Raw genomic sequence first — 22,238 nt, 5'->3', positions numbered from 1 at the left:
TTTTCACCTTGTTCAAATATTGTAGCCGTCGCAATTTCTAAACCTGATGAGCTGACAACAACTCAATCAAAACAGCAAAACACAATCAACTAATAATCAAATAATTAAACCAACATCCAGGTCAATTAGGTAAACCCGTGGTATTTAATGAGGAAAGCAAGTAATAAATCACTTGCTTTCCTTAAAAGAGCACCTTTACTAACTCAGGTATTTTATCAATATCCGGGGTTTTGTTTCAGGTTTGGATTTGCATTAATTTGAGGTTCGGGTACCGGAAAAATATTAACGTGAGCATCCGGATCGGCCGGGTGGAAACGGTACGCGTCATTATAAACACCAAAACGGATCATATCCTGCCTTCTGTAGCTTTCTGCGAACATTTCCCGGCCGCGCTCTGCTAAAAATATTGAAGGAGTTAAACTGGTGAATGGTGCAACCCCTCCATGTACTGTTCGGATTTGATTAACCAGTGCAAGCGTAACCGGGTCGTTCCAATTGCCACTTTTTCTGGCTAATAATTCGGCCTTCATCAGCAAAATATCGGCGTATCTATAAATTGCCAAATCATTATCCAAACTTGTCTGCATACCTTTATAAAATTGCCATTTACCAATACGTGCACCTGCCTGTCTCCAGGCATTGGGCTGCAGTTCGTTAATGTAAGGGGTAAAGGTAATAGGCGGACCATTAGGATCCGTCACATCTGCACCGCCGTCTGTTAACGGGGTTACCCCATCAGCCTGGTATTGAGGTCCAACAAGGAAATTATTCAGCATCCTCTTATCGAGGGTACCGGTAGTAGGTGTACCTTTGGGGTCAAGGCCTACAACTGTTCCCTGCGGGCCGGGGTTTTGCGCAGGGTCAATATAGGATTGGTAAAATTCCTGTACCGAGGCAAATCCATTCCATGGCTGGTTATTCATTTGATAAGTATTCTGGCTTTGCAAATGCAAGGTCTCCATATTCATATTAAAGCCGCCCGCTTTAACCCCATCAAACGGTATCGCCCAAATAGACTCGGTTGAGCTGGTATTATTCCTTGAAAAGTTGTCGGCGTAATTATTCATCAGCGTATACTTACCGGAATTAATAATTACATCACATGCAGCTAATGCTTTATCATATTGTGGGGTCCCGGTATAAGTTTGGGCATTTAAATATAACTTGGCCAAAGTTGCTTCAGCAACATAATAAGTAACACGGCCATAGTATGGGCCATCGCCCGTGCCTATTTTGGGTAGTTTTTCAATGTTTGCCAGTAATTCTGATTCAATAAAAGCGTAAACTTCGGCCCGGCTTTTGGTTGCTGGGGGTTTGGTATCCGAAAAATCAGTAGTGATAGGCACGTTGCCAAACAAATCAAGCAGCCAGTAGTAGTAAATGGCCCTTAAACATTTTAATTCTGCTACATAAGTAGCAGCTGTTGGTGATTTACTTACAGCCAGGGCGGCTAAAATTTTGTTACAAGTGGTAACCCCGCCGAAACCAAGGCTCCAGCCATTAGCTGGTTGTGAATCGGTGCTGTTAGTTTTATGTGTTTTTAAACGTACCCAGTGCCCACCGTCACCCCAGTCAGCGCCCCGTGTTGGTACAACAACCTCGTCGGTAGTAACCTCATTTAAGTTAAAGAAAGCACCGTTATAACCATAAATAGAAGAATATGCAGCGCCCACAGCGGCCGCCAGTTGCTTGTCTGTTTTATAAAAACTATCCTCAGTTACCTGATCGTAGAGCAATGCTTTTTCATCCAGCTTTGTACATGAAGCCGCAGCAAGAAACACCAGCAACGAATATCTTGTTAATGATTTATGTTTCATAATTTGTATATATTAAACTTTGAAATACCTTAATTAAAATCCCAAATTAACGCCGAGGGTAAATGACCTTGTATAAACCCATGTCTCCCTGCGGTCGATACCCGGAGCTAACACATTTCCAGAGTCAGCGTACCTAACCTCCGGGTCAACACCTGTATAACCGGTAATAGTGAAAAGGTTCTGGCCCGAAATATAGGCTCTCAAACTGCTAATCATCCCCGGTTTACTGCTCTTGGCAATCTTGAAAGTATAGCCAAGCGTTGCGTTATCCAGTTTCAGGAAAGATGCTTTTTCGACGTCATAACTGCTGTATGCGGCACCATCGGTAACTTTGGGATTGAAATATTTGGTATTTACTATATTATAGCTGGTTGCAACATTTGGATTTTCGTAAAACGCGCGGTAAGTATTGATTAACTGATGACCGATAGATGAGCGAAGGAAAAAGTTAAAATCAAACTGTTTGTATCTAAAGGCGTTGGTAATCCCAAATTCAAATTTAGGTAAGCCATTACCAATAACCTGACGCGGTGCATTTGCCAATCCAACAGTGCCGCCTTTACCGTCAGAGTACTGGTATACACCATTTGCATCAACACCTACATATTTGGGCCCGTAAAGTATACCGATCGGCTGGCCTTCAACCGCCCTCGTTAACTGCGTGGCTTCCTGGCCAGGAGTGCCAAGGTTGGTAGCCCCTACGTACGAACCTTTTAAAGCGTCAATCAGCTTTGTTAAAACTACGTGGTAACTTGAAATATTGCCACCGGTAGTCCAACTGAAGTCAGGTGTTTTAATAGCTTCATAGCTTAGAGCTAATTCCACACCCGAGTTACTCAATTCGCCAATATTTTCCCATGTGTTGTTGAATAACGCCGGCGGCGAAGGCACCGTAACGTCAAAAATCAAATCGGTAGTTTTCCTGTTAAAATAGTCAAATGTGCCGGTTAACCTTCCGTTTAACAGTGAAAAGTCTAAACCGATATCTGTTTCAGCTTTTTTCTCCCATTTCAGACCAGGGTTAGGGTTCCTGGTGCCACTGTAGGTACTGAGGTATACACCGTTGCCGGCATAATAGGTACCGCCGCTATTTGATAAAGTAGACAATGAAAGATACGGAAACGGTGGTAATGCACCGGTAACCCCATAGCTGCCACGCAATTTGAGGTTGCTTATACTTTGAATCTTTAATATTCTGCTCAAATCAAAACCTGCACTAACAGCAGGAAAAAAGCCCCATTTGTTATTTACACCAAACTCTGTTGAACCGTCTCTTCTTAAACTGGCAGAAAGGAAAGCGATATTATCATAGTTTAAGTTTACCCGCCCGAAAAACGAGATCAGCTTATTCTCATTTTTATAACTTTCAACTACGCCTATACCATTTTTAAAGTCGAGCGCTGCGGCAAAATTCTGACCTGAGGCATCGGTTACAAAATTACCGCCCTGGGCATCAAATCCCTGGTAGAAGAAATCCTGATACGAATATCCAGCGACAGCAGCAATCTCCAGTTTATGTATTGTTTTGTCATAAGACAAGGTGCTTTCAAGCAAGCTATTTTCAGATTCATCATCAAATTTTGCAGAAATACCCGAACGGCCAAAACCACTGCCCAGCGGAAAGCCCCTGGAAATAAAGGCTGTAGTTGGGGAGTACTCTGAATGATAGATGCTTGTTGTTTGTTTAAAATATTTAGTAGCAAACTTCAATCCCTTAGTTAGCTCATACGTCGCGGTTCCGCCAATGTTAAATTTCTTATTCCGTGCTTCGTTTGTATTTTGAACCAACATTGCCACCGGGTTTGAATAATCAACGAAGTTGGATTCAAAAAAACCACCGCCGGTTAAATCATATAAAGGATCTGTAGAATGCACCGGTGCTGTAGGATTAAAAATGGTTGCATATTTGAAAGCATCGGGAAAGCCAAATTGTGAGTTTCTGTTAGTAGTATTTATATTTAAATTGAGGACCAATTTGTTATCCAACGCCTTGTGTGTGATATTCAAACGGCCATTTAATTGCTGAAAACCAGTTCTGATTGCAACACCCTGACTATTGCGATAGTTTAAAGTTGCATCATAAACAGTACGCTCATCACCTCCCGAAATACCTAAATTATGTACATGTGAAAAAGCCGAACGTGTTATTTCTTTATTCCAATCGGTAGAAGAGCCATAGTTTGTCCCTTTGCCAAGCGCAACAAACTCGGCGGCTGTCATATGCTTGGTAAATTTGGCAGGGGTTTCTTCAGTACCTGAAACGTTATAAGTAAGCTTTGACATCCCTCTCTTTCCTGCGATGGTTGTTATAATGATAACGCCAGCCGAACCGCGTGTACCATAAATGGCAGCGGCCGAACCATCCTTCAGTACGTCAATACTTTTTATATCATTTGGATCAACTGTATTAATATCAGCCCCCACCTGGCCATCAAGCACTATTAGCGGCTGTGTGTTAGCTCCTAAAGTAGAAAGTCCCCTTAACCTGATGGCAAAACCACCGTTAGGGTCGCCACCAGGGCGTGCGATAGAAAGACCGGCTACTTTACCTTGTAATAACTGTGCAACATCACTGATATTACCTTTATTAAACTGTGCTGCATTTACAGAGGTAATTGCGCTGGTTACTTCCCGCTTTTTCTGAGTTCCGTAACCAGTTACAACAACTTCGTCCAGGCCATTTGTACTTTCCGTTAACACCACATTAATTACACTTTGCTGATCCTCTCCTAATGCTAATGTTTTTGTTACCGATTTAAAACCAACAAAAGTAAAAGTGAGCGTATAGTTACCTGCCGGTAAATTAGCGAAGCTATAGTTGCCGTTAACGTCTGTTGCTTTATTTAATGAAATTGCGCCATCCAGTTTTACCGTAACACCCGCTAACGGACTCTCCTTTGAATCGGTCACCGTTCCTTTAATTATGCCTTTGGATGCTACTATATCAGTAGTGACATCTGCTTTTTCACCGGTTGCCGCTTTATCCTGATTTGATTTTGTAATTAATATCTGGTCATCAATCTGTCTGAATTTGAGTAAAGTGTTAGACAAAATGGCCTTCAGAACTACTGCTATCGATTTATTACTGGCAGCAATATCCAGGTTGAGAATATCCTTCACATCATCATTGCGATACATAAAATGAAAACTGCTTTGTGATTCGATTTTATGAAAAGCTTTTACAAGTGATTCATTCTTGAGTGTAAGACTCACCGCTACCTGGTCAATTGTCTGACTCTTTACAGGGGCTGCTGAAAATACAGGAATTGAAGTAGCTAATATGAACATTGAAATTATCCCGATTCTCATACACTGTTTAAAATTTAAGTCAATTAGCAGATGAAATCTGAGCGGGTATTTAACAAAATGCCGCGGTTCTGCCAGAATTATGGAAAAATTCATAATTTAGTTTGTTTTAAGTGATTAATGTCTTCGATTGAATGTTAAAATTTAAAACACCCGGCTAATACAATCGATTGCAGTCGAATAGTGTTAGCGACCCTCTGAGGTTATTTCCCGGAAATGGTTCAGAGGGTTTTTTATGCCGGAGAACTACCCGGACTTCTTTTAAACAGGATCTGTTTGTGATTTTTGAGGTACTTTTTCTTCATATACTTTAAGTTTAATTGGTTTGAGATTTAGTGGTGATGGTTATGGTAGTCTTCGCTTTATCGTACGAATAAGTGGCGTCATTGAACTCACAAATGCTCTTTAATGCCTGATCCAGGTTGGCAGATTTATTGAAAGTAGAGGTGAAGTGTTTTGAGCGAACCAACTGATCTGTAAATAATATCTTAACCTTAAACCTGTCTTCCAATACCTTGGCTGCTTCCCCAAAAGTTACATCTTCAAAATACAAATCATCCTTCGCCGTCCAGATTGTATAATTTTTTGCATTTATGTTAGTTTGCATTGAAATAGATTTTTGCCGGTCAAAGGTGATCTGCTGATTGGGAACAATAATGCCCAGGAGCTTGTTATTATTGCTGACTTTTACCTTGCCCCTGGTAACGGTGACTGTTATGGTTTTATCACCGGGCACTGCTTTTACATCAAATGCAGTACCCAACACGGTTGTTTTTATTTTACCGGTGTGTACAACAAACGGTTTTAAGTTGTTGTGTTTTATATCGAAAAAGGCTTCACCCGTAAGATATACTTCGCGTTTCGTAAGGCCATCAAATGATGAAGCATAACTAAGTTTGCTACCATAGCTGAGTATTACCCTGCTTCCATCAGGCAGTACCAGAAACAGGTTAGGTTTTGGCCGATGGGCCGAATATGACTGGGGCGGTTTAACAACCGATTTATTGTGTAAAAACAAATACCCTATGCCACAAACCCCAATGATTGCCGCTGCGGCAGCTATTTTGTTGACCCAGGTCTTCAGGCGTATTATTTTTTTATCAACACCGGTATGTTTATCGATGTTTTCCCAAATTGAGGCATTTATTTCTTCCTTGATTTCGTTCTTCTGCTCATCACTCAATAGAGAAATAATATCTGGCTCGGCAGAAAACAACTCGTAATATTTAACTAAAAATTGCTGTTCTTCATCTGTTGCTTCATTATTGAGATATTTATGCAACAGTTCAAGAAAATATTGCTTGTCCATTTAAAATAGGTTGTACTATTGATTATAGATATGACCTATAAACAAACAAAAGTCCCACTCTACTAAAAAATTTATTTTTTACAGGCCTAATTATTTTATTGCCCCAAATAAAATGATCAATAAAGAAAGGAAGGGTAATAATGACACTTTCAATTTTTCAATAGCTTTTAGGAGCTGATTTTGAACTGTTTTTCTTGTGAGACCCAATTGTGCCGCGATTTCTTTGGTTGGTAAATCGTTCTGATAATGAAGGCGGAAAATAATTTGTCTTTTGGGAGGAAGCGTATTTAAAAGCGCCTCATAAGATATTAAAAACTCTTTCCAAAGCAAATTGTCGTCAGCTTGTTGACAAGATGCAGGCAGGTCATCAATTACATCAAAGAATGGATGAATGATTTTCTGCTTTTCAACCAGTTTAAACACCTTATTACGTATAGCTACTGTTAAATAAGCCGGTAGATTATGAATACGGAGACTTTCTTTTTTGAGCCAAATATGGGTAAATACTTCCTGGACTATATCTTTTGCCTGATCCGAATCCTTTAAACGTTTATAGGCTTCAGAATAGGCGTTTCCCCAATGCTTTTCATACAATAAATTAAATGCATGTTGACTGCCCTGTTCTATTTGCTGCAATAATAAAACGTCGTCAGTATGATTTAACTCAATTGGCTTCATTATAAATTTGGTGTTTATAATAGTTACAGTCCGTCTTCATTGAAAACAACTAATTTGTTTACCAGTCAATAAAAATTCACCGTGTAGAGGGAACTATAATTAGGTTTTAATTGTATTACTAATCTAAATCAATTAAATCAATAATCAAATAAAAACTTAAATTAATTGTTAAATAAACATTCATTTCAAGTTCGATAGATATACCGAAAAAACAAATATTAATATTTACTTGCCAGCGATATGAGAATTTTTCATAAGGAATTCAGTGCAATTTTAAGTGTTACTTTAACATCAATAAAAAGACAGATTGGAATTAAGATGCTTTATTCACTTGGTAAATAACACAGTTATGTGCTAAACCTTATAGTCAGCGGATTAAAGCAAAATCAAATTTCCTGGACTTTTAAACAAAACAAAGTTGAACTTCTAAACAAAACAGGCAAGCCGCATTAGCGCCATCTTTGTCAAAAGAAAATTCAACATGGAAAATAACATCAAACAGCCAACCGTATTAGTAACAGGCGGCACAGGCTTCATTGGCATCTATTGTATCCTTCAACTCTTACAACAAGGCTACACTGTTAAAACAACCCTTCGCTCCTTAAAAAGAAAAGACGAAGTAATTAACCTGCTCAAAGGAGCCGGAATCAAATCCTTTGAAAACCTCGCCTTTGTGGAAGCAGACCTGACTAATGACCTGAACTGGAATTGGGCAGCTGATGGCTGCACCTATGTGCTGCACGTAGCTTCCCCATTTCCTGCCGAAGAACCCGAAGATGCCAACGACCTTATTATACCCGCACGGGATGGCGCATTAAGGGTATTGAAAGCCGCCCGCCATGCCGGTGTGAAACGCGTGGTATTAACCTCATCCTTTGCTGCCATCGGCTACAGCAAAGATCCCAAAGGCTACACCTTTACCGAAGAAGACTGGACAGACCCCGAACTGACAGACCGCGCCTACATTAAATCAAAAACGATTGCCGAAAAAGCTGCCTGGGACTGGATTAACAGCGAGGGCGACGGCATGGAACTCACCGTAATAAACCCGGTTGGCGTATTCGGCCCTGCCCTGGGAAAAGACTTTTCCACCTCCATCGGCTTTGTGAAAGGCGTATTGGATGGCCAGATCAAAGAAACGCTGCCCTTCACTTTTGGCGTGGTGGATGTGCGTGATGTAGCCTATATTCACCTCAAAGCAATGACACATCCGGCCGCAGCGGGTGAGCGCTTCCTGGCAACAGCCACCGGGGTCATGAGCCTTTACGACGTGGCTGAGCTTATCCGGAAAGAAAGACCCGAATACGCCGGAAACATCGCCAACCTGAAGCCGCTGGATGAATCCTTCTATATTGCCATTTCCAACGAAAAGGCACAGCGGGTATTGAATTGGTATCCTCGCAGTAAGGAAGAAGTGATATTGGCAAGTGTGGATAGTCTTTTGAATTAAGTATTTTTGAGTATGATCACCAGTAGTCTGCAATCCTGTCATTTAGGTCCCGGAATGTCTCCCGAACAGGTCATATCCGATCATTTCTTTCTGTACCTCTTAAAAGGCTCTATGCTGGCATATAGTGGAGACAAGCATTACCACTTTCATCCCGGCGATAGCTGCATCGCCCGTAAGAACCATTTGCTACGCTACACCAAGCAGCAGCAGGACGGTGACTTTAAAAAGATCGTTATCGTCCTGGATGAAGCCTTTTTAAAACGGTTTTTAGCCCGGCACCGGGTAGATCCCAGCATTGCCACGTCAGACTATTCCATCCGGCCGGTCAAGGACGATCAGCTACTCACCAGCTTCATCCATTCCCTCGAACCCTATTATAGGGGCGAGGCCGAGATCGAGGAAGCTTTTGCAGATCTCAAGCGGGAAGAACTGCTATTGATCCTGCTCAAAAACGACCCAGGCCTTGCTGCCGTATTGTTCAACTTCGGTGCGCCGCAAAAGATAGACATCGAAGCCTTCATGACCCGGAACTTCAGGTTCAATGTCCCTTTAGAGCGCTTCGCGTTTCTGACAGGCAGGAGCTTATCCGCTTTCAAGCGTGACTTCCAACAAATCTATAACGACACGCCCGGACGCTGGCTGACAAAAAAGCGATTGGAAGAAGCTTACTTTCTCATCCACCAGCAAAGCCAAAAGCCCAAAGACATTTATCTTGAGCTGGGCTTCGAGAATCTGTCCCATTTCTCCTTTGCCTTTAAAAAGCAATTCGGGCTTGCGCCGACTGCTGTGCTTTACTGAAAAAAGCATCAGACTTTCGTATAGTCTATAGCTCGCATACCGGGGAAATAGCACACATAAACTCACTTAGCAATGACTTTTACAACTGGCTATAAAGTCAATACGATACTCGTTGATAGGTGGAGATTCTGTTGAACTTGACCACTGTGTTCCGGAACAAGCTGATACGACGAGCGTCTATTCAAGATATGGGGCTAGCCCTCAAAAGTACCCTCATGTACAAAAAAGCTGTTTCTATGTATATGAAACGGCTTTTCTTATAAGTGAGCGCAACTGGATGCCATACGAACCAGTTTTTTGATATTTTGAAGACGATTGCAAGTCTCAAAATTCCGGAAGGTGTGGTGTATGGAGATTAGCGATAGTTGATTTTAGTATGAATGCTAATAGCAAAATGAAGGCATCATTTTATCTTTACAAAATGTTTAGTTTGTTCATTAAGTATCCAATATTCTGGCTGACAAACCGCGCAATCACTTTTATCACCTGGTCTATTTACAATTAGCAATCTACTCCAGCGCCTATATTCGAACTGACGAGCAGCCGTAGGCCCATCGTACACCTTTCCCGTTTGCAAGTCGACAATCGCGCTTTGTTGACAATCAGATCCGCACCCCCAATACGCGAAACAATAATGACCAGCGAAATTTAGCCCTCCTTTACCATGGAATTTTCTGATATATGGATCGTCATTATATGAATTAGAAATTGCTGTCTTATATCTTTCTGCCAATGCATTACCTTTGATTTTAAGTTTGGCAGCTCTTCCAATAAATATTTTTGTTTTATAATTGCCAAATGAAGGCGTCTGAGCGAAAGATACTTTTACTACACTAATTAGGAAGAGTGTCGTAATTACTTTGAAATAAGGTTTCATATTGGTTACAAGGGTAAAATTATATCGCTCTAATATACCAATAAGGCTTTTTGCAATTCATTTTAAAAAAATATAGCCAGATACAATGTATCCAGCTATATTCAGTGATCCCATTTGGATTCGAACCAAAGACCTACAGATTAGAAATCTGTTGCTCTATCCAGCTGAGCTATAGGACCATCGCATCTAAACTACAAATACAAGCATGGTTTCGAACCCGTGGTATACTGTATATTTTTTTGCGGTACAAATATGCAAAATTATGCTGAAAATAACAATCAATTTGGTAATTGATTTGCTATAAGCTGTTTAACAGCTCGTTAATGTAATACGGCCTCTTGTTTAATTTTGTTTTTGATTATTTCACAAAATCCGTCCGTCCGTCTAAAGATGTAACCTTTGTCACTTGCCCAATCAATAAAATCAGCTATCCTTCGTGCAAAAGCTTCGCCCGAGTTTCTGGAAACATAGCCCGGGAAACCGAACTTTTCTTTATCGTGCAGATTGGTAAATTCCCAGGGGTGAAAATAAAGGTTCAGGTAGCCATCTTTTTTTAGCGTTGCCGAGGCCATCCTTTTTAATAAAGAAAGCGGCAAATTATGAAAGCTCAGCCAGAAAAGCGGAAAACGTATTACCGGCGAAACCGAAGCCGGAATCTGCAGCACATCATGATCATAAAACCAGGTACGTGGTTTATCAAAATTATTATACCTTCCTGGCAGCCATGTCGGATTTATGGATGAGTTATACTCGTAACCCGCTTTCGCAATCTCAGCCTCATCCACCGGCATCATCCGGGCCATCCGAAAACCTGTTACTTCAGTTCCGGAAATATTCTCCAAAGCCAGCTTTGACTGCATTAAATGCTCAACCTTAAAATCGGAATGATAATACCCGTGCGAGGCTACTTCATGTCCTTCGGTCACCATCTGTTTGATGACATCCGGCCTATTGATGGCATAATTGGCAGTGCAAAAAAAAGTAACCTTTATATTTTTCTGCTCCAGTAATTTGAGTATAGCATTGGTACCCCTTGTTGAAATTTCAAGCTGCTCATCAAATGGTATTGATTTGCCGTACTCAAACGGCATATCAAACTCCTCAACATCAAACCCTAATAAAATCATTATCTACAATAACAACATTTGATGACCGGATAATATAATGCGGGCGATGTTTTGACTGCATAAAAATTTTTCCCACATATACCCCTATAACACTCATCACAAGCAACTGAAGGCCGCCAAAAAAGGCTATGGTAGCAATAATTGATGCCCATCCCGAAACTGCGTAACCTAAAAAGTAGCTTACTAATACATAAGGGATATACAAAATAGCCAGTGATGAAACCAATAGCCCAATTATCGATACAATATAAAGCGGGCGCGCGCTGAAAGCTACAATACTGCCTACAGCAAGCTTAACCAGCTTCGAAAAAGAATAGCTTGCCTCGCCTGTATGTCGTTTTGATGGTACATAAGGAATGCCAACCTGTTTATATCCTGCCCATTTAATTATCCCCCTAAAAAAGATTTCGTATTCGTCAATCAGTTTAAGCTGCTTTACTACTTTTTCATCAATCAACCTAAAATCGGCAGTGCCATTTTCCATTTTGATATCCGAAAGCATGTTAAGGCCTTTGTAAAACAATTTTGAGGTAACTTTCTGATAACCTTTGCCATGAGGGTTTTCGCCTTCGCGATAGGTATAAACAATATCATAGCCATTTTCCCAAAGGTTTAACATCTTCAGGATCAGTTGTGGCGGGTGCTGCAAATCAGCATCCATTGTTATCACGGCATCGCCCTGCGCCATTGCAATACCAGCCTTAAGGGCATAATCTTTACCAAAATTGCGCGAAAGCTCTACATAAAAAACATTGGGATGCAACTCGGCATTGATCTTTAATTCATTTAAGGTGTTATCACGGCTACCATCATCAACAAATATCAACTCATAGGCATATCCTGTGGGCGAAAGCGTTTCGCGGAGTTGCTCAATTAAATAACTAATATTCTTTTCCTCGTTATGGGATGGTATAACAATAGAGATCTTTTTATCAGCAAGGTATGTCATAGTTATACTATGGAAAATTTTAATTGTAACAGGCGGTATTAATAATTAAAGCTTATATTTGATTACAATCTCATGTACCCTTTTTATAAAATAACCTTACGATAAATTGTTACAAAATGTAACTGCCGTCATCAAGTTTTAATAAAAGGTGCCAAAGCTCTCAAATGTAACTTTCCAGTTACAAACATAAATAATAATTATCTATTAACCTGCAAGTTTTCGGGGCTCTACAGTAAAAAATAATCATTCAAGACTGTTTTCAAACCGGTGATCCTCTAAACTGCTGCCTGGGTCAATACACCTTACTTTTCATTAACAAAATCCCTGGTGAGCGTTTCATAAATTATTTTAATCCAGATTAAAAAGCAGGGTATCGATTTTAGTTTATAAGGAACGATATATTGGGTGCGGATAAAAGACGGAAAAAGATCTGAAGGGGAAAGACTTGTGATCAACAATGCTAAAACCAGCAAAAAAATCTCGAAGCCGGTTACCGGGCGGTTCAGATTCATAAACCAAACGGCAACTCCTACAAAAGCAATAATATAAGTTGATGACTCGGCCGAACTGCTGAATATCACAGCGAAGATCAATACCGATGAAAGGATCAGGCGCTGGTATTCCAAAACCTTATAAGCCTTAACGCGCAGGTACGACAAGCCAAACAACACCAGTGCAGGTCCTATTACGTACATATTCTTAAGATCCTGGTAATGAAACGCTCTCCGTATAAAACCAGTAACACAAATTTCCTGCATATATGATTGCTGGTTATCCGAATTTTTAATCACCAGGTCGGTATACCAGTCGTGATAAGTTTGTATAATAAACGAGGGAGATGAAATGGCCATAGGCAAAACAAACAACACTGCCGACCAAAAAATAAAGCTTAACACAAACTTTGGTTTATTTGTGGAGAAGAAAAAGAAGGCCAACCCAACTATACCGTAAAGCTTAATAAATGCGCCGAGGGCTATCATTAATGCAGCCCAAAAATCCTGTTCACGTTTTATAAAATTAAAACCTAATATAATCAACGCTGCTATCATCGGGTTACTCTGCACATTGGCTGATGCTGTCATTAGTTCGTGGGCGCACAGTAAAAGCACAATAACATACTGATCTTTTTTTAGTGGCAATAGTTGAATAGCCTTAAACAGGATAAACGCGTTAAACAACACCCATAAAATAACGCCTATACTATCTGGCAAAATAGCAAAAGGTGCCATGATTATTGAAAATACCGGCCCGTAATGGTTCAGGTCGTAATAATGCTCCGGTTGATAAGCGTATAGGTTATGCTGATGGATGGTATTTAAAAAATTGTATTTAAATATGGTATAATTGTTAAACCCCTGGTGGGTTAAAACACCTTTAATTACCAGAAACAGACTTAGGCCAAACCATAAAGAATAAACAAAAGGTTTGTTGGTGATAAGCTTAGCAAGTTTTTGCACGGATTAGGGGTCTTTAAATTTATGCGAAGATATAAATATGTCACACAATTATTACAAATCTGAAATTAACTTACCCTGTGTTATCTTTGAACAAACCCAATCATACCATGAATTCAAACCTCTCCCCCATTAATCATAATCCCGATCGCCGTAAGTTCATTACCCAGTTAAGTGCTTTAGCAGGCACCGCTGCGTTATTATCAACTCCGTTTGCTGTAGATGCCATCACCTTTACTAATCCTGATGAACACATTACGGTAGGGCAAATCATTGATCTGTTTATGAAACAGGTGCCGGGCGCACCCTTCCCTAATACGGTTGATACCCTAAAATCAGGCAACCGCGATATTGTTGTTACCGGCATAATTACCACCATGTTTGCAACCATTGGCATTATTGAAAAAGCAATCAGCTTAGGCGCTAATTTTATCATAGCACACGAGCCAACTTTTTATAACCATGCCGATGAAACCGCCTGGCTGGCCAGCGATGACATATTTCAGTATAAAAAACAATTGCTCGACAAGCACAACATTGTGATTTGGCGCAACCATGATACCATACATAGCCTTAAACCCGATGGCGTTGGCATTGGTTTGTTAAAGCAGCTTGATTGGGTAAGCTATTACAAACCCGAAACAGGGAACCTGTTAACCATTCCGTCTACCTCCTTGAGTTCGCTTATCGAGACACTTAAAAAGAAGCTAAAAATTGAGAAGGTACGCTACATTGGCGATCCATCACAAAGCTGCCAAAAGGTGCTGCTGTTACCTGGAGCGGCCGGCGGTAAAAGACAGATCACCGAAATGAGCACCAAAAAACCCGATGTACTGATTTGCGGTGAAATTTCGGAATGGGAAACTGCCGAATATGTAAGAGATGCCCAAGCAAAAGGCGATAAACTTTCATTAATTGTATTAGGGCATATTGCCAGCGAAGAACCCGGCTCCGAATTTATGACAGGTTGGCTAAAGCAAAACGTGCCAGGTATTAAAGCCACACACATTCACCCGGGCAATTCACTTGCGTTTATGTAATGAGTTTGTAATACAAAATACACGTTTTAGCATTAATTAAAGCCAATATTTTGCTTAATAATGTAACATTGCGTACAATTGTAAATTACTCTGTTTTTAAATTGTAGGGCGCACTGCTTATCTGTAAACTTTACATTTAAAAAAAGGTATAGTTGACCTGATTAATTATTGATAACAATGGTATAAAAGCACCATTTAAAGTTTAATTTATACAAAAAAGTAGCTATAATTTAAGTAAAAATCGCAATTTTCAATTTTTAAAATACTAAGTGTTTTTTTTACAATAAGTAAATCCTACTTTTAACCGATTTTTAAAAAAACAAAAATTTATGATCATAATTGCTGACGGTGGCTCAACCAAAACAAATTGGTGCCTGGTTACCGAAGAGGGAAAAAAAGTTTACTTCAATACCGAGGGTTATAACCCATACTTTTCAAGTACAGAGTATATTATACAATCACTGAACGAAAGTTTGCCTACCGATCTTGAAAAAAATCTGATCACCGAGGTAAATTACTACGGTGCAGGTTGCTCAACCCCCGAAATGCGTAAGATTGTTGAGGAAGCCATGAAAGTGGTTTTCGTTGGCGCAAAGGTTAATATTGGTCATGACTTGCTTGCTGCTGCCCGTGCCCTGCTCGGCAACACCGAAGGCTTTGCTGCCATATTAGGTACCGGAACTAATACCTGCATTTATGATGGTAAAGAAGTTGTACACAATATTGATTCGGGCGCTTATATTTTGGGTGATGAAGGCAGCGGTTGCTACATTGGCAAAAAGCTGTTAACAGATTACCTGCGCGGATACATGCCTGAGCCTGTACGTGCCCTTTTCTGGGAAACTTATAAACTTACTCCTGATGATATCAACGAGCAGGTATACACCCAGCCCCGTGCTAACCGTTTTTGCGCAAGCTTCAGCAAATTTGTTTACGATAACAACGTACACATCGAATACTCACGCAACCTGGTGCGTACCTCGTTCGAAGATTTCTTTCGCAACCTGGTAACCCACTACCCTGATTACCAAAAATACACTTTCAACTGCATCGGTTCGGTAGGTTATAACTTCCGTAACGTGCTGGAAGAAGTAGTTACTGAAAATGGCATGGTTGTTGGCAACATCATCCGCTCGCCTATAGATAACCTGGTGAAATACCATTTGGAATTAGCACCAAGCTCTTTGTAAGAGCAGTTTGCAGTTGCCATTGGGCAGTTTGCAGTTTATATATAAACAAAAGGACTGGAAGATTTTTCCGGTCCTTTTTGTTTATATGTATTCCCCATCCGCCACATCATTGCGAGGAGAGGGTAAATAAGGATTACTGTCGTCCGTCCGTATACCTGTGTCACTGTATCTTTGGACATGTATGGACGCTGCTCTCTCTACCACGTCATTGCGAGGTACGAAGCAATCGCGAACTTTACAGGGCGGCTACTTGCATAGCCCCTCCCCGTCATTGCGAGGCACGAAGCAATCCCCTACTTACAGAGTAACCATGCAAGTTATACCTGTACAGTTAGCGATTGCTTCGTACCTCGCAATGACGCGGCGGAGAGGTCTCAGATATTAAAACTAAAAAGGGCTGGAAAATCACCCAACCCTTTCTTATCTCTTAAATTCTTGATTCCTGAATCGTGGCTTCCTGTTTCTGTCTTAATTCCTGAATCTTGACTTCTTGACTCTCTAGAAATCAAACCAAATTCATCTCTCCCTGAAAAATCTTACCATATTTGCGTTTATCAAATTTGTAGAGCTTAGCGGCGCGGTACGATACACCTTTCTGCTTTTCATCAAGCTCCTTCAAAAAGCCATAGCTGAGCATCTTTTTGCGGAAATTGCGTTTATCAAGCTTCTTATCCAAAACAGCCTCATAAAGCGACTGCAGCTGTGTAAGCGTAAATTTTTCGGGCAACAGCTCAAATGCTATCGGCTGGTAGTGTAGCCGGCGCTTTATTTTATTGAATCCTGTTTTAAAGATCTCACTATGGTCAAACGCCAGTTTAGGCAGTTCGCTTACCGGGTGCCAGAACGCTTTTTTGGCATATTGGGTAACTGGTCGTAATTCCTTTTGCCCGTTTATGCGGATCAATGCATAGTAAGCAACCGTAATTACACGACCCTGGGGGTGGCGGTTTACTTCGCCAAAAGTATGAAACTGTTGCATGTGCAAATCGCGCAAGCCCGTAAGTTCATACAGGATCCGCTCGGCAGCATCATCAATACTCTCGTCTTGCTCAACAATATAGCCAGGCAGCGCAAGCCAGTCTTTATAAGGCTCTTCGTTTCGCTCAATAAGCAAAATTTTAAGCTCGCCGGCTTCAAAGCCGAATATCACGCAGTCAATCGAGAATACGGAATCAAACTTGGGTAACATTAGTTCCAAACTATTAGTGAGATTTAGTTAATAAGTTTAAATATATAGCCTTAATTCCTAATCCAAAAAAAAATAAATAAAATTTAATGGTGTAATCTACACACACTATCTTCGTAGCGTAAAATTAAGGAGCGAAAGATGCGTAAAATTTCAAAAATAGGGGTTTTAACTTCGGGTGGTGATGCCCCCGGAATGAACCCTTGTATCCGTGCCGTTGTGAGGACCGCACTGTATAACGGGCTGGAAGTTGTAGGTATAAGGCAGGGTTATAAAGGCCTTATCGAAAACGATATGTATGAAATGGATAAACGCTCGGTAAGTAACATCCTTAATTTGGGTGGCACCATTTTAAAAACCGCGCGTTGCCTGCCTTTCAAAACCGACGAGGGCATGGAGATAGCATACCAAAACGCCAAAGCCCGTGGTATCGATGCCCTTGTGGTTATTGGCGGTGATGGTACTTTTACCGGTGCCCTGCGTTTTTCACGTAAGTATCCCGACATTGCAGTAATGGGCGTACCGGGTACAATTGATAATGACCTTTGCGGTTCAACCTATACCCTTGGTTTTGATACCGCTACCAATACGGTTATCCAGGCTATCGACAAAATCCGCGATACTGCCGATGCGCATGACCGCCTTTTCTTTATAGAGGTAATGGGCCGTGATTCGGGCGCTATTGCCTTGCGTGCAGGTATCTCATGCGGTGCCGAGGCTATTTTACTACCCGAGCGCGCAACCGCTATTGATGATTTGATCGTAAACCTTAAAGAGGGCCACATGAACAAAAAATCATCAAGCATTGTAATTGTTGCCGAAGGTGATAAAAACGGCGGTGTTTATGACGTGGCAAAGGCTGTACAACAAGAAGTTAAAAATTACGACATAAAAGTTACTATCTTAGGCCACTTGCAACGTGGCGGTGCACCGTCAAGCTTTGACCGTATTTTGGGCAGCAGACTTGGCTTTGCAGCAGTTAATGCTTTGGTTGCCGGCGAATCACAAAAAATGGTAGGTTTGCAGGCCAACCAGATCATGATGACAGACCTGGAAGCAGCACTTAACCACCATGAGTTTAAGCTTGAAGAAGACCTTTTACAAATGATGGATATATTATCGATATAGATTATTAATGATTGCAGTTGTTTATAGCGGATCGTACTTTGCACACTGGAGGCTTACTGATAAGGGAAGAACTGTTGCTTCCTTTAAAACCAATGGCATAAATCCCTATTTTAACGACGAAAAACATATCCTTCAGCTTCTCAACAAAAACATCAATCTTATACACCATGCCGAGGTGATCAGACGCATCTACTTTTTTGGTGCGGGTGCCTCGTCAGACGAGCGGAAGAAGATAGTACATAGTGCTTTTTCAACCTTTTTCAAGTTCGGCAAAATATCTATCGAACATGATATTGCGGGCGCAGCTATTGCCTGCTGTAAAAACGAACCCGGCATTGTGAGCATTTGCGGCAGCGGCAGCAATGCCGCCTGGTATGATGGAAAAAGAGTTTGGCCAAACAATTATGGCTTGGGTTATATCCTGGCCGATGAAGGCTCGGGCAACTGGCTGGGCAGGCAGCTCATCAAGGAATTCATGAACGATACCCTGCCTCTATCTATCCGTAAAAAGTTTATTCATAAATACGATGCCGACCGTAAAAACCTGCTCGAAAAGGTTTACCGGCAAAAACAGCCTGCTTTATTTTTAAGCTCTTTTACCGATTTTTATCTCGATAATAAAAACGATCATCATCTGCAAAACGTCATAAAAAAAGGATTTAGCAAGCTAATTTCCACATATTTGTTACCTTTATATCAGCAACACCCGGGTACGTCTGTTCACTTTGCAGGCTCTGTTGCTTTTAATTTTCAGGAACACTTGTATGAAGCTGCCGCCGAAGCTGATCTGCAAATCACTAACATAATTAAAGAACCCATAAATAATTTATTAACCTACTATTCAAGTAAAAATTAAAAAATCATGAAAATAGGAATTAACGGTTTCGGCCGTATTGGCCGCCTGGCATTCAGGGCTGCAATTGAAAGACCAGACATTGAAGTTGTTGGTATTAATGACCTTGTTGAGCCAGATTACATGGCCTACATGTTAAAATACGATTCAACCCATGGTCAGTTCAATGGTACTATTGCTGTTGAAGGCGGTCATTTGGTTGTTAACGGTAAAACCATCCGCGTTACTGCCGAAAAAGACCCTGCTAACCTTAAATGGAATGAAGTAGGTGCTGAGGTTGTAATTGAATCAACCGGTTTGTTCTTAACTCAGGAAACTGCTCAAAAACACATCGACGCCGGTGCTAAAAAAGTAGTAATGAGCGCTCCTGCAAAAGATGATACCCCTACATTTGTTATGGGTGTTAACCACAAAGCGTTAAAAGCCGATCAAAACATCGTTTCAAACGCTTCTTGTACTACCAACTGTTTAGCTCCTATCGCTAAAGTATTGGACGATAAATTTGGTATCGAAGAAGGTTTGATGACTACTGTACACGCTGTTACTGCAACTCAAAAAACAGTTGACGGCCCATCTGCAAAAGATTGGAGAGGTGGTCGTGGTGCTTACCAAAACATCATCCCTTCATCAACAGGTGCAGCTAAAGCAGTTGGTTTAGTTTTACCTCAGTTAAAAGGTAAATTAACAGGCATGAGCCTGCGCGTACCGGTTGCCGACGTATCTGTAGTTGACTTAACTGTACGTTTGAAAAACGGTGCTTCTTATGAAGCCATCAAAGCTGCAATGAAAGAAGCTTCTGAAGGCGAATTGAAAGGCATCCTTGGCTACACCGAAGACGAAGTAGTATCTGAAGACTTTAAAGGCGATTCACGCACTTCAATTTTCGACGCTAAAGCCGGTATCGGCCTGAATGAAAACTTCGTAAAAGTTGTTTCATGGTACGATAACGAGTGGGGTTACTCAAACAAACTGATTGACCTTGTTCAGGAACTTGGCAAATTATAATTGCTGATTTTATCAGATATAAAAACGCCCTTCGGTTAGCCGGAGGGCGTTTTTTATGTTCTCCCACCCCGTCATTGCGAGGCACTGCCTGTCCCGAATTTGCTTCGGGAAAGCAATCGCAAACTGTACAGGGGGAGTTGCAAAGCCCCCCTTCTCCACCCGTCATTGCGAGGCACGAAGCAATCGCGAACTGTACAGGGAGGATTTGCACAGCGCCTCTGCTTCTGTGCGATTGCTTCGTACCTCGCAATGACGTTTTTTAGATAATATCTCTCAACACGGGCGTTCCCGTTAGCCAACGGGCCGGGCTTTACGTTCCAAGTCCTCGCTTTGTCATCCCCGCAAGGCCTCCACACGCTGTGGGCTTTACACTGCAATCCCTAACGCGGCCTGTGTGCTATGGCTTTCCGTCCGTCCGTGTACCTGTGTCAATATGTTTATGGACGGGTGGCGGACGCCTGCAACCCTCATCTCCAACCCGTCATTGCGAGGCACGAAGCAATCGCGAACTGTACAGGGTAATCCCGCATAGCCATTACGCCCTCACCATCACGTCATTGCGAGGCACGATGCAATCGCGAACTATACAGGGAGGATTCGCATAACCCAACCCCTTAATCAACTAACCTCCAATCACTAACCTCTCAACACGGGCGTTGCCTCCGGCCCGGGCTTTCCGTTGCAAGTCCTCGCCTTGCCTGCCCGCAATGCCTGCGCTCAAGCCCGTTTTCCGTCCGTCCGTATACCTGTGTTACCATGTTTAGGGACGGGTGGTGGACGGTATCCTTAATACTATAGCAGGTCTATTTGATAAAACGTCGCTTTAATCTATTTAACATTTCCGGCAAATTCAAAGAAAACCATTCGCCGTCGTATTTCTTTATTGACATAATACCGGGTATAATTTCTTCTTCTTGCTTTAATTTCTCATTACTTTCTACTACAATTGCTTTCAACTGATAGTTTGATAACTGCAAAGCCTCAATAGTGGCATCTTTCATCTGCAAAGCAGCGTTATTAAGCATTATTTGTGATTTTAAATGCATGACATTTGCCTGAAGTTGCATAAAAGCGATATCTCCGTTATTCATACCTTGAAATTGCAAGTCATTTAACGCAGGGGCATTTGTATAAATTTCCAAAGCATCCTTAATTTTGTCCAATGCTTCGTCTTTATTGTTAGGTGTTATTTTAAATAAAGTAGAATGAGCTTGCTCTTTAATTTCTGTTTCGGCTTCTATCCCTAAATCCTTAAGAAACTGAGCAAAATACATCAAATATTGTTGACAAGGACCTTTTATCGAATCGGGAAAATTGAAAAAGGAAATTACTGATTGATTATCCACGACAGATGCCAAATAAAGATTCGCATCATTTATAATACTTTCAAATTCAGGGAAAGCGTTATCTATCAACGTTCCAATTGGCGTATCTAAATCATTAATTGCTACGGCTATTCCCAAGCCGTTACTAACGAAGTCATCGTCAAGTTGGAAATATCTAACATTTTTATTGTCCCTATCTTTGATGATTATTTTTAGCGCCTCCGAAAAACTTTTAATACTCCATCCGCTTGCCCAATCTTCTGTATCTACATTTAATTCAACGTTAAAATTGGGATAGTCTGAACTTTTATATGTTTTTTTAAATGAAAAGGATATATCAACTCCAAGAGGCCAAGCATCAAAGTCGTAATCTCCCATATTGAGACTATCAAAAAATTCGCTTAATTCTTTCGATGAATAAGATGCAAGAAGTTCACCTAATTCAATTTCGTTTATATAAGCACTCCTATAAGTACGATCATTATAACTCGACTGATAATAAGGGATATCATTTACAACTAAATAGTAAGTTTGATCATCTTCGTGTTTAGCATATTCAACTTTAAGCATATCAAGTTTATCAAGTTTAGTATTATGTCAGAATTTACAAAGCAGCCTATTAGCTTTACTTTCTCTGTAAATATAATAATTAGGTTGCGGTTGCTTCGTACATCCCCCAAACTGGCGCGAGTATGCAGTTCTGGGAAAAGCATGGCCTACTCCGTGACTTTTTAAGTGAAGGTCAC

17 protein-coding genes and 1 tRNA gene are annotated in these 22,238 nt (G+C 41.0%); 7 read left to right on the top strand and 11 right to left on the bottom strand.

Going from position 1 to position 22,238, the window contains the following annotated elements:
• Window positions 1-215: 215 nt before the first annotated feature.
• The 4 genes from DIU38_RS02265 to DIU38_RS02250 all read right to left on the bottom strand — a co-directional run bounded on the left by DIU38_RS02265 (window position 216) and on the right by DIU38_RS02250 (window position 7,110).
• Window positions 216-1,817: a RagB/SusD family nutrient uptake outer membrane protein gene (locus DIU38_RS02265; protein WP_112652627.1), complete on the bottom strand. Its 1,602-nt coding sequence runs from the start codon at window positions 1,815-1,817 to the stop codon at window positions 216-218.
• A gap of 33 nt (window positions 1,818-1,850) precedes the next feature.
• Window positions 1,851-5,126: a SusC/RagA family TonB-linked outer membrane protein gene (locus DIU38_RS02260; RefSeq protein ID WP_167516061.1), complete on the bottom strand. Its 3,276-nt coding sequence runs from the start codon at window positions 5,124-5,126 to the stop codon at window positions 1,851-1,853.
• Window positions 5,127-5,439: 313 nt separating this feature from the next.
• Window positions 5,440-6,432 carry a FecR family protein gene (locus DIU38_RS02255; protein ID WP_112652625.1) on the bottom strand — a complete coding sequence of 331 codons (993 nt, stop codon included), beginning with the start codon at window positions 6,430-6,432 and terminating at the stop codon, window positions 5,440-5,442.
• A gap of 90 nt (window positions 6,433-6,522) precedes the next feature.
• Window positions 6,523-7,110 carry an RNA polymerase sigma factor gene (locus DIU38_RS02250; RefSeq protein ID WP_090534923.1) on the bottom strand — a complete coding sequence of 196 codons (588 nt, stop codon included), beginning with the start codon at window positions 7,108-7,110 and terminating at the stop codon, window positions 6,523-6,525.
• Between the two features lie 481 nt (window positions 7,111-7,591).
• Here DIU38_RS02250 and DIU38_RS02245 point away from each other — a divergent pair, with 481 nt between their 5' ends.
• Both DIU38_RS02245 and DIU38_RS02240 read left to right on the top strand, forming a co-directional pair.
• Window positions 7,592-8,560: an SDR family oxidoreductase gene (locus tag DIU38_RS02245; protein ID WP_112652624.1), complete on the top strand. Its 969-nt coding sequence runs from the start codon at window positions 7,592-7,594 to the stop codon at window positions 8,558-8,560.
• A gap of 111 nt (window positions 8,561-8,671) precedes the next feature.
• Window positions 8,672-9,358, top strand: a complete 687-nt coding sequence (locus tag DIU38_RS02240) for a helix-turn-helix domain-containing protein (RefSeq protein ID WP_243770588.1) — start codon at window positions 8,672-8,674, stop codon at window positions 9,356-9,358.
• 403 nt (window positions 9,359-9,761) lie between these two features.
• Here DIU38_RS02240 and DIU38_RS02235 read toward each other — a convergent pair whose 3' ends face one another.
• From DIU38_RS02235 to DIU38_RS02215, 5 genes are all read right to left on the bottom strand, one after another.
• Window positions 9,762-10,235, bottom strand: a complete 474-nt coding sequence (locus tag DIU38_RS02235) for a hypothetical protein (protein ID WP_112652622.1) — start codon at window positions 10,233-10,235, stop codon at window positions 9,762-9,764.
• A gap of 105 nt (window positions 10,236-10,340) precedes the next feature.
• A tRNA-Arg gene (locus DIU38_RS02230) sits at window positions 10,341-10,414 on the bottom strand.
• Window positions 10,415-10,555: 141 nt separating this feature from the next.
• Entirely contained in the window at window positions 10,556-11,362 is an 807-nt protein-coding gene (locus tag DIU38_RS02225; protein ID WP_112652621.1) for a polysaccharide deacetylase family protein, read from the bottom strand.
• Window positions 11,343-12,311: a glycosyltransferase family 2 protein gene (locus DIU38_RS02220; protein WP_112652620.1), complete on the bottom strand. Its 969-nt coding sequence runs from the start codon at window positions 12,309-12,311 to the stop codon at window positions 11,343-11,345. The genes DIU38_RS02225 and DIU38_RS02220 overlap by 20 nt, the downstream gene beginning before the upstream one ends.
• A gap of 302 nt (window positions 12,312-12,613) precedes the next feature.
• Complete coding sequence (locus tag DIU38_RS02215; RefSeq protein WP_112652619.1) at window positions 12,614-13,768, bottom strand: glycosyltransferase family 87 protein; 1,155 nt, start codon at window positions 13,766-13,768, stop codon at window positions 12,614-12,616.
• Window positions 13,769-13,875: 107 nt separating this feature from the next.
• Between DIU38_RS02215 and DIU38_RS02210 the strand changes: the two genes are divergently transcribed.
• Both DIU38_RS02210 and DIU38_RS02205 read left to right on the top strand, forming a co-directional pair.
• Window positions 13,876-14,805, top strand: coding sequence for a Nif3-like dinuclear metal center hexameric protein (locus tag DIU38_RS02210; protein WP_112652618.1), 930 nt, complete (start codon window positions 13,876-13,878; stop codon window positions 14,803-14,805).
• Window positions 14,806-15,134: 329 nt separating this feature from the next.
• Complete coding sequence (locus tag DIU38_RS02205; RefSeq protein WP_112652617.1) at window positions 15,135-15,995, top strand: N-acetylglucosamine kinase; 861 nt, start codon at window positions 15,135-15,137, stop codon at window positions 15,993-15,995.
• Window positions 15,996-16,500: 505 nt separating this feature from the next.
• Here the strand turns inward: DIU38_RS02205 and DIU38_RS02200 are convergent.
• Complete coding sequence (locus DIU38_RS02200) at window positions 16,501-17,193, bottom strand: NUDIX hydrolase (protein ID WP_371328320.1); 693 nt, start codon at window positions 17,191-17,193, stop codon at window positions 16,501-16,503.
• A gap of 129 nt (window positions 17,194-17,322) precedes the next feature.
• On the opposite strand from DIU38_RS02200, the gene pfkA reads away from it, so the two are divergent.
• Genes pfkA through gap form a run of 3 tightly spaced genes read left to right on the top strand, consistent with a single transcriptional unit; the run spans window position 17,323 to window position 20,167 of the window.
• Entirely contained in the window at window positions 17,323-18,309 is a 987-nt protein-coding gene (pfkA, locus tag DIU38_RS02195) for a 6-phosphofructokinase (protein WP_091175145.1), read from the top strand.
• Between the two features lie 7 nt (window positions 18,310-18,316).
• Window positions 18,317-19,165 (top strand): hypothetical protein, encoded by an 849-nt coding sequence (locus tag DIU38_RS02190; protein WP_112652616.1) that lies wholly within the window; start codon window positions 18,317-18,319, stop codon window positions 19,163-19,165.
• A 6-nt stretch (window positions 19,166-19,171) separates the two neighbouring features.
• Entirely contained in the window at window positions 19,172-20,167 is a 996-nt protein-coding gene (gene gap, locus DIU38_RS02185; protein ID WP_112652615.1) for a type I glyceraldehyde-3-phosphate dehydrogenase, read from the top strand.
• Between the two features lie 803 nt (window positions 20,168-20,970).
• On the opposite strand, the gene DIU38_RS02180 is transcribed toward gap, so the two are convergent.
• On the bottom strand, window positions 20,971-22,062 hold the full coding sequence (locus DIU38_RS02180) for an SH3 domain-containing protein (protein WP_112652614.1): 1,092 nt from the start codon (window positions 22,060-22,062) through the stop codon (window positions 20,971-20,973).
• Window positions 22,063-22,238 lie beyond the last annotated feature (176 nt).

Origin of the sequence: Mucilaginibacter metallidurans (genome assembly GCF_003286435.2) — a bacterium.
Lineage (GTDB): Bacteria > Bacteroidota > Bacteroidia > Sphingobacteriales > Sphingobacteriaceae > Mucilaginibacter > Mucilaginibacter gossypii.
Note: the sequence above shows the minus strand (reverse complement) of the source record. Positions and strands in the feature narration are given on the sequence as shown.

What these genes read in the sequence shown, in the direction of transcription:
- DIU38_RS02265 (WP_112652627.1), bottom strand. Translation starts at nt 1,817, where the DNA reads ATGAAACATAAATCATTAACAAGATATTCGTTGCTGGTGTTTCTTGCT.
- DIU38_RS02260 (WP_167516061.1), bottom strand. Translation starts at nt 5,126, where the DNA reads ATGAGAATCGGGATAATTTCAATGTTCATATTAGCTACTTCAATTCCT.
- DIU38_RS02255 (WP_112652625.1), bottom strand. Translation starts at nt 6,432, where the DNA reads ATGGACAAGCAATATTTTCTTGAACTGTTGCATAAATATCTCAATAAT.
- DIU38_RS02250 (WP_090534923.1), bottom strand. Translation starts at nt 7,110, where the DNA reads ATGAAGCCAATTGAGTTAAATCATACTGACGACGTTTTATTATTGCAG.
- DIU38_RS02245 (WP_112652624.1), top strand. Translation starts at nt 7,592, where the DNA reads ATGGAAAATAACATCAAACAGCCAACCGTATTAGTAACAGGCGGCACA.
- DIU38_RS02240 (WP_243770588.1), top strand. Translation starts at nt 8,672, where the DNA reads ATGCTGGCATATAGTGGAGACAAGCATTACCACTTTCATCCCGGCGAT.
- DIU38_RS02235 (WP_112652622.1), bottom strand. Translation starts at nt 10,235, where the DNA reads ATGAAACCTTATTTCAAAGTAATTACGACACTCTTCCTAATTAGTGTA.
- DIU38_RS02225 (WP_112652621.1), bottom strand. Translation starts at nt 11,362, where the DNA reads ATGATTTTATTAGGGTTTGATGTTGAGGAGTTTGATATGCCGTTTGAG.
- DIU38_RS02220 (WP_112652620.1), bottom strand. Translation starts at nt 12,311, where the DNA reads ATGACATACCTTGCTGATAAAAAGATCTCTATTGTTATACCATCCCAT.
- DIU38_RS02210 (WP_112652618.1), top strand. Translation starts at nt 13,876, where the DNA reads ATGAATTCAAACCTCTCCCCCATTAATCATAATCCCGATCGCCGTAAG.
- DIU38_RS02205 (WP_112652617.1), top strand. Translation starts at nt 15,135, where the DNA reads ATGATCATAATTGCTGACGGTGGCTCAACCAAAACAAATTGGTGCCTG.
- pfkA (WP_091175145.1), top strand. Translation starts at nt 17,323, where the DNA reads ATGCGTAAAATTTCAAAAATAGGGGTTTTAACTTCGGGTGGTGATGCC.
- DIU38_RS02190 (WP_112652616.1), top strand. Translation starts at nt 18,317, where the DNA reads ATGATTGCAGTTGTTTATAGCGGATCGTACTTTGCACACTGGAGGCTT.
- gap (WP_112652615.1), top strand. Translation starts at nt 19,172, where the DNA reads ATGAAAATAGGAATTAACGGTTTCGGCCGTATTGGCCGCCTGGCATTC.
- DIU38_RS02180 (WP_112652614.1), bottom strand. Translation starts at nt 22,062, where the DNA reads ATGCTTAAAGTTGAATATGCTAAACACGAAGATGATCAAACTTACTAT.